This window comes from Providencia sp. AGC89, assembly GCF_053543535.1.
Window position 1 is genome coordinate 1 of sequence record NZ_JBIXLP010000047.1, and the last position, 5,310, is coordinate 5,310.

Below are 5,310 nucleotides of genomic sequence, written 5' to 3' on the forward strand. Positions count from 1 at the left end.
TATTTCATTATGGGCTCGACGCCGGAGGCACTCTCGCGGAGAACGATAACCCAGTGCACTTTGAGGATGCCATTCATTGTAATGCTCGAAGGCTGCCGCAAGATTCTTTACTGCCGTTAATCCATTAGGTTTTGGCATTAAACTTATGTAGTCTCGCTTCATGATTTTTACAAAGCTTTCTGCAATACCGTTACTTTGGGGACTACGTACCGCCGTATGCCTAGGGGATAAACCAACTTGTTTAGCGAACCACCGCGTTTCATGGGCTCGATATGCTGAACCATTATCGGTCAATCACTCTACTAATTTTGTCGGTAACCCGTTATCGAAGCGATACCCCACGGTACCCATCATGACATCTTGCACAGTTTCACTGTCAAAGCCTCCTGTGCTCGCTGCCCAATGAAGGGGGTCTCGATCACAACAGCCTAAAGCGAACGTGATACGTAGTTTTTCACCATTATCACATCGGAACTCAAAACCATCTGAACACCAACGTTGGTTGCTTTCATTCACCGCTACTTTTCCTGTATGAGCCCATGTCGAGACTGGGATTGCGGGTTTGCGTTCCAACAATAATGCTGATTGCTTCATGATACGGTAAACACGTTTGGCATTAATCATTGCGATATTTTCATGCTCAGATTGCCGACGTAACATCGCCCAGACGCGGCGATAGCCATACGTAGGCAGCTTATCAATTACGTTGTGTATATGAGCAAGCGCACCGTTATCATCTTGAGGGCGTCGGCCTCGTTTGTCTTGCCAATCATTTTTTCGTTTTGCTAGAACGTATAACTGCGCTAGTGACACACATAAGGTTCGGCTCACTAAGTTTATTTTCCATCCTTGGGTAATAATGGCGCGAGCGCTATCCACTTTTTTTTCTCGGCCATACTCGACGGCTTCTTTAAGAAGTTCATTTTTCATTGTTTTTTGCCGAGCAACCGCTGTAGCTCTTTAGTTTGCTTTATTGCTGAGGCGAGCTCAGAAACAGGAACAACTTGTTTACCTGCTGTTACCGCGGTCAGGCTTCCTTCTTGATACTGTTTACGCCAAAGGAAAAGCTGGCTTGCAGCGACACCATGTTGTCGAACAACCATGGAAACACTCATACCTGACTCAAAGCTTTGCTGAACAATGGTCATTTTTTCTTGTGGGGAGCATCGTTTTCTGCGTTCAGGACCTAATATCTCGATTATGTTATCTCCAAGAACTAGTCTAAAAGCTAGTATTAAGATTATCACTAATTTAAGTGATACCAACTGTCTGGAGATCTAAGGGGCCAGTCTATATGGTAATTGACAGAAAAATCTAGTCATATAATATTTTCGCTCTATTTTGATTAGCGCCACATTCGGGTATTAGGATTTTATTGGAATTAATTAACGTAAAGATTAAACTAAAGTATCAGGCTGTATATGACAAACCATGTTAGGCAATTATATGAATATAAAGAAACCCCTTATAATTTTGTGTGTTTTTTCATTCATTTCAATCGCGAATGCTAAAACATTAACAATACCAAAAGTTAGTTCTGAATGGATAAGTTCTGGTAAATCTGACAACACTATGACAGAGGTACTTTTTTATCTAAAAAACAAACCTATAATCAATAAAAATGGAACTGCTAGTATTTCATTTATGAGCGTTGGTGTTGTTGGTGTTAGCTGGCCATTAAAAACAACAATTGTTGGTTCTGATAAAATTCATCAAGTAAATAATGGGAAATACTTCAATAAAACTATAAGTGATTGGTATGTTAATTGTAATACAATGCAGGGTTTCCGTTTATCAATTGAGTATTATCTAGATGATAATTTAGTAGATAAAGTGGTTACTAGTGTAGGAGAAGTTGAGGCCTATAACTCGAAGAGAGGATATCCAGCAGGAACTCTACAGTGGTACCCAATAAAACCACGTTCATTTGAATATTTAGCAACAAAATATTACTGCGGCAAGTAACTTTTAATTAAAAAGTCAGGCGGAATAGTCAGATACTCACAGTAAACAGAAACAGTGAGATTATGATTACATTCATTAAAAATTCAGAATGCTATACCGATATAACTAAAATAAACTATAGAAGAGAAGAGAAGCGATGATAAAAAACCTAACAATTCCACTAGTAGTTTTATTATTATCTTTTAATGTATCAGCTCAATGTATAGGTGGTAATACCTATAGTTCTTGCTATGATGACAATGGTAACGAATATGAAGTGTATCGTTATGGTTCCACAACTGAAGTCCATGGCAGAAATCTATCAACAGGTTCGGAGTGGAGTCAAGAATCAAATACTTATGGAAATATAACTGAAACCAATGGGATAGCAGCAAATGGCAATGAGTGGGATTCGACAAGAACAGATTTAGGTAATGGTAATTACACTCTAGATGGTACAGATAGTAATGGTGATAGTTTTTATTATTTATGTGACAACTATGGATGCAATTAAAATTAGTCAAGGCTAAGTTCAGATGTCCGAGGTGGGGCAAACTTCAAATGTCCTCCAATATTTAGTAGTTTGCAGAAGTAAATTCATGTGGAGACAACCTATAACCTAATGGTAAAATTAGCTTTTAGCTTTTAGCTTTTAGCTTTTAGCTTTTAGAAGAGGGATGATATGGCTCTTACGGTGACTGCTGCGTTTAACGAGTTTCAGCGCAATATTGTAAATCTAGATAGCTCTCAGACTGATCGAGCCAGAGCCAGTAGAGATTGGTTGTTGGGCAGAATGAACACTTTTCCAAATAATGATGTTTATTTCCCCATAATATACCCTGATATACATACAGGTTTTGGTTCTTTTGCTAGACGCACAAAAATCCGCCCTTTAGATGATATAGATCTTATGTTTGGTCTCGATGGTGATGATTGTGTATACAGCGAGAGTGATGGGAAAATAATAATCACTGCGCGTGAAGGAACCGTTCGTTTAAAGTACTATAAGCATGATGGCACAAATTTTATTAACTCTAGAAAAATAATAAACAGTTTTATCTCAAGCCTAAATCAAATTCCGCAGTATGATAAGGCTGATGTAAAAAGAAATCAGGAAGCAGCTACTCTGAAGCTAAAATCCTATGACTGGAATTTTGATATAGTTCCTGCATTCATTACTACTCCAGATTCATTTGGCAAGACATATTATTTAATACCAGATGGCAATGGTCATTGGAAGAAGACAGATCCACGAATTGACAAGCAAAAAGTCACTGATCTTAATGTTAAACTCTCAGGAAACATGTTAAATGTCATTCGTGTAATAAAATATTGGCAAAAACGTCCTACTATGCCTTCAATGAGTAGTTACTTGTTAGAGACAATGTTGCTTAACTACTTCAACGGTCGATCAGAATGTTATCAATGGGTCGATTTAGAGATTGTCAATGTTTTAGGTTACTTAGCCTCTGCTATATTTAGTCCAGTATACGATCACAAAGGCATACAAGGGAACATAAACAACCTTAGTGATGATGATAAATTAAAGATATCCATCCGCTGTTATCTTGACCAAGGAAAAGCAACGGAAGCCCGTCATTACGAAAGGCAAGATAACCACAGAGCGTCCATTAACAAATGGCAGGATGTTTTTGGTGTCAACTTCCCATCATACGGATAGAAAATGAGTCAAATATTTTTGCGCCAAAATGATAGTAAAAACATTGAGTTACTAATGGCAATGAGGTGGACTTACTCACAGGTTAAATTTGTTAACTGGGTAGTGTTTTTTCTTAGTGTCGTAATATCTGTCGCTATTGTAATATTTACTACAGTGATAAAGAAAATGGGGCTGTTCCCCCATTTGGCTATAGCTCCTTACCTCGGTTATTACGGTATAATTGTGTTGGTCATCACAATTATTTTGTCCACAATGATTTCCTCAATGAAAAAATGTGCAGCCACTATTCAGGAAATGTTTGACTGTGATGTATTACACATTCCATGGAGTGAATTAAAAGTAGGGAAGCCGGTTGGCAGAGAAGATGTTTTTAAAGCTTCAAGGTATTACAAAAAAAGAAAAAAAAATGATGAATTTCTTAACTGGTATCTAAATAAAGATTACGATGCGAATGAAAAGGTATTGGCATTATTATGCCATGCAAAAAATTTTGGCTGGGATAAGGCACAGCGTGATGTAATGAGAAAAATATATTTTATCACTTTGTTACTTTCCTTTTTGATACTTCTTGCATATGGCTTGTGGTCTAAATCCTCGCTGGAAGATTTTTTGTTTTATATTGTTTTCATGCTCCCGTTTTTTAGACATGTGATAATGTTATATGTTGAAAACAACAAATCTATTAATCGAATTATGCGTGTTAAAGATTTTATTGAGAAAAAAATACAGAATATAAAGATAAGTGGCATTATAAACGATGACATCTTATCTCATGATTTAAGATCGATTCAGGATGAGATTTATGCCCATAGATCGACTTCGAATCCTGTGCCCAATTGTCTCCACAGATTCATGCGGAAGAGTAATGAGGTTATTTATGATGATTATTTTGAAGAGAACTTGAAAATCTTACCACGATAGTTAATATACCCGGACTTATCCTCCGGGTTTTTATATCTGTTTCTTACCAAATATTTCTTCAGATCGTGACTGAAGTTTTACTAGTGCATTGAACATATCGTCCTCATCCAGTGCCCGCCCCAGACGTTTGTTGTCCACAATGGCACCCTGATCAATTTCAGAAAGCTTGTCATAAGTGGAGTAGGGAAGCGATATACCGTTAAGCCGGAGCTCTTTATGTCCGTCTGGGGAATGCCAGACATGGATAAGCTGAGGTTCAAAAGAAGATTGGCGATCTCTGGGAATCTCAATTAAGAGTGTCCACTTCCCCTAAAATAAGACAGCTATAATTAGATTTTCTGCCCTAAAATTTGCAGAGGTCATGATGAAAAAAGCTCGTTTTACTGAAACTCAAATCGTTAATATTTTAAAACTCGCTGATTCTGGTATGAAAGTGGAAGATATTTGCCGCCAAAATGGGATCAGCAACGCCACTTATTATAATTGGAAATCAAAGTATGGTGGCATGGAAGCGAATGATGTTAAACGATTAAAAGAGCTTGAAGATGAAAATGCGAAACTGAAAAAGCTCTTTGCGGAAGTTAGCCTTGAAAACCACGCGATGAAGGAGCTTTTCGCAAAAAAGGGTTGGTAGTGGCTGAAAAGAGATCCTGTGCTCAATCATTAAAAGAGGCAGGCTTATCAGTCATTAAGGCTTGTAAGCTAACGTCGTTGTCACGAGCCACGTTTTACCATCAGCAAATAGATTGGCGTAAAAAAGACCA

General features: G+C 37.7%; 4 protein-coding genes and 3 pseudogenes. 5 read left to right on the forward strand and 2 right to left on the reverse strand.

The window, feature by feature from the left end:
* Positions 1–1,247, reverse strand: a pseudogene (locus tag ACIPUA_RS08145) (IS3 family transposase); the annotation flags it as partial.
* A 199-nt stretch (positions 1,248–1,446) separates the two neighbouring features.
* Between ACIPUA_RS08145 and ACIPUA_RS08150 the strand changes: the two are divergent.
* The 4 genes from ACIPUA_RS08150 to ACIPUA_RS08165 all read left to right on the forward strand — a co-directional run bounded on the left by ACIPUA_RS08150 (position 1,447) and on the right by ACIPUA_RS08165 (position 4,546).
* Positions 1,447–1,965 carry a hypothetical protein gene (locus tag ACIPUA_RS08150; RefSeq protein WP_161729461.1) on the forward strand — a complete coding sequence of 173 codons (519 nt, stop codon included), beginning with the start codon at positions 1,447–1,449 and terminating at the stop codon, positions 1,963–1,965.
* Between the two features lie 136 nt (positions 1,966–2,101).
* Complete coding sequence (locus ACIPUA_RS08155; protein WP_161729460.1) at positions 2,102–2,458, forward strand: hypothetical protein; 357 nt, start codon at positions 2,102–2,104, stop codon at positions 2,456–2,458.
* 168 nt (positions 2,459–2,626) lie between these two features.
* Positions 2,627–3,625 carry a nucleotidyltransferase gene (locus ACIPUA_RS08160; RefSeq protein ID WP_161729459.1) on the forward strand — a complete coding sequence of 333 codons (999 nt, stop codon included), beginning with the start codon at positions 2,627–2,629 and terminating at the stop codon, positions 3,623–3,625.
* 3 nt (positions 3,626–3,628) lie between these two features.
* Positions 3,629–4,546 carry an S-4TM family putative pore-forming effector gene (locus ACIPUA_RS08165; protein ID WP_161729458.1) on the forward strand — a complete coding sequence of 306 codons (918 nt, stop codon included), beginning with the start codon at positions 3,629–3,631 and terminating at the stop codon, positions 4,544–4,546.
* A 30-nt stretch (positions 4,547–4,576) separates the two neighbouring features.
* Here the strand turns inward: ACIPUA_RS08165 and ACIPUA_RS08170 are convergent.
* Positions 4,577–4,792: pseudogene (locus tag ACIPUA_RS08170) on the reverse strand (ISNCY family transposase); the annotation flags it as partial.
* 118 nt (positions 4,793–4,910) lie between these two features.
* On the opposite strand from ACIPUA_RS08170, the pseudogene ACIPUA_RS08175 reads away from it, so the two are divergent.
* Positions 4,911–5,310, forward strand: a pseudogene (locus tag ACIPUA_RS08175) (transposase); the annotation flags it as partial.